This is a genomic window from Nitratireductor sp. ZSWI3 (assembly GCF_024655565.1).
GTDB lineage: Bacteria > Pseudomonadota > Alphaproteobacteria > Rhizobiales > Rhizobiaceae > Nitratireductor.
The window spans coordinates 1-2,262 of the sequence record NZ_JANKOF010000188.1; the positions used below are offsets into that span (position 1 = coordinate 1).

2 protein-coding genes are annotated in these 2,262 nt (G+C 68.0%); both read left to right on the forward strand.

The features are described from left to right. Positions 1-157 precede the first annotated feature (157 nt). Positions 158-1,225, forward strand: coding sequence for an ABC transporter ATP-binding protein (locus tag NUU27_RS25265; protein WP_257765050.1), 1,068 nt, complete (start codon positions 158-160; stop codon positions 1,223-1,225). Continuing rightward, positions 1,218-2,099, forward strand: coding sequence for an ABC transporter permease (locus NUU27_RS25270; protein WP_257765051.1), 882 nt, complete (start codon positions 1,218-1,220; stop codon positions 2,097-2,099). The genes NUU27_RS25265 and NUU27_RS25270 overlap by 8 nt, the downstream gene beginning before the upstream one ends. Positions 2,100-2,262 lie beyond the last annotated feature (163 nt).

The following is a 2,262-nucleotide window of genomic DNA, read 5'->3' on the forward strand; positions in this document are numbered from 1 at the left end:
AGCGCCCGCCCCTCATCCGCCTGCCGGCACCTTCTCCCCGCAGGCGGGGAGAAGGAGGATGGCCGCAACGTGGGCGACCCCCTCTCCCCGTTCACGGGGAGAGGGTAAGGGTGAGGGGCGGGCGCAGGCAGCCAGCAACACCAGAAACCGGGGGACCATGTCGCATTCCGTAGAGCTTCATCAGGTCGGCGTGTCGTTCGGTGCGACGCGGGCCGTCAGCGATGTTTCCTTCACCGTCGAAGGCGGCGAGTTCTTCTCGATCCTGGGACCTTCCGGCTGCGGCAAGACCACGCTGCTGCGCGTCATCGCCGGTTTCCTGCAGCCGACCGAGGGAAAGATCCTGATCGGCGGCAGGGACATGGCTGCCCTCGGTCCCAACCAGCGCCCCACCGCCATGATCTTCCAGTCGCTGGCGCTGTTTCCGCTGATGCCGGTGTGGGAGAACATCGCCTTCGGCCTGGAAGCGCGCGGCGTCTCCAAGGCGGAGCGGCGCAGGAAGGCCGAGGAGCTCCTGAAGCTCATCGCTCTCGAGGGTTTCGGCGAGCGCATGCCGGGCGAGTTATCGGGCGGCCAGCGGCAGCGCGTGGCGATCGCGCGGGCCCTTGCCGTCGAGCCGCAGGTGCTGCTGCTCGACGAACCGCTCTCGGCGCTCGACCTGAAGCTGCGCCAGCACATGCGCGCCGAGCTGCGCGCACTGCAGAAGCGGACGGGGGTCACCTTCATCTACATCACGCACGACCAGTCCGAAGCGCTCGCCATGTCCGACCGGGTCGCGGTGATGAGCGCCGGCGTGGTGCAGCAGGTGGGCGCGCCGCGCGAGCTCTACGACAATCCGGCGACGCCTTTCGTCGCCACCTTCGTCGGCGAGACCAACGCGATTTCCTGCACGGTTAAGAGCGTCGAGGACGGCATTGCCGTGGTCGATTGCGCGCATGGCACGCTTCGCGGCCGGGCCGGGGCGCAGCTGACGAGCGGCGGCAATGCCAGGCTCTATGTGCGGCCCGAGGCGCTGAAGCCCGGAAACGGCGCCGAGAACACGCTGTCGGCGACCATCGAGCGGATCGATTTCGAGGGTGCCTTCGCCCTTGCCTACGGGGCGAGTGACGATGGCACGCGGCTGGTCGCCTCCATCGCCAGCACCGAGCTCGCCGCGGCGCCCGCCATCGGCGCGCGGGCGGGCTTCGGCTTCGACAGCAGGAATGCGGTGGTGCTGCCGCATGGCTGAGCTCTACAGACGCTTCGGCGGTGGCCTCGGCACGCTGTTCCTGGCGCTGGTGGCGGTGTGGCTTGCCGGCATGGTGCTGGCGCCGAACGTGATGATGATCGACTATGCGCTGCGGCCCAACCTGCCGCCCTCGCAGGTCGGCGGGCCGAACGACGTCTATTCGCTCGACAACATCCTCTATCTCGCCAATGAGGGCGTGCACCGGGCGATCTTCCTGAAGACCGTCTGGGCCAGCGCGCTCGTCGCCTTCGTCACCTTCCTCGTCTGCTATCCCCTTGCCTTCTGGCTGGCCCAGCACGCGACGCCCAACCAGACGGCGATCGTGCTTCTCGGCCTCACCATCCCCTTCTGGATCAACGAGGTGCTGAGGACGCTCGCCTGGTACATCCTGCTGGCCTTCCGCGGCCCGCTCAACGCCCTGCTCCTGACGCTCGGCATCATCGACGAGCCCGTGCGCTGGTATGGCGACGGCGGGGTGCTGGCCGGCATGACCTATGCCTACATCCTGTTCATGCTCTTTCCGATCTACAACGCGATCGAATCCCTCGACAAATCGCAGATCGAGGCGGCCCGCGATCTCGGCGCCGCCACCTGGCGCATCCACTGGCGCGTCGTCGTCCCGCATGCCAAGGCCGGCATCGCGACGGGCTGCGTCTTCACCTTCATGCTTGCCGCCGGCAGCTATGTGGCGCCCGCCCTGCTCGGCGCACCGGGCAGCCGCTGGTTCACCGAGATCATCTACAACTGGTTCTTCGAGGGCGGCGACTGGAACCGCGGCGCCGCCTATGCGCTGGTGCTTCTGGTGCTCTGCCTCGCCGTGGTGCTGATCACGCTGCGCATCGCCCGCGTCAGCCTGACGGAGGTGGCGAAGTGACGGCGCCGCGCTACCCCTCACCTGCCTGCCGGCACCCTCTTCCGGTGAACGGCAGGGCAATCGCCTATGTTTTTTCTTGCAGGCTCCGCCTGCGACCCCCACCCGTCCTTCGGACCCCTCCCCTCAAGGGGGAGGGAAGCCACGCGGTGCGCTCGATCATCCC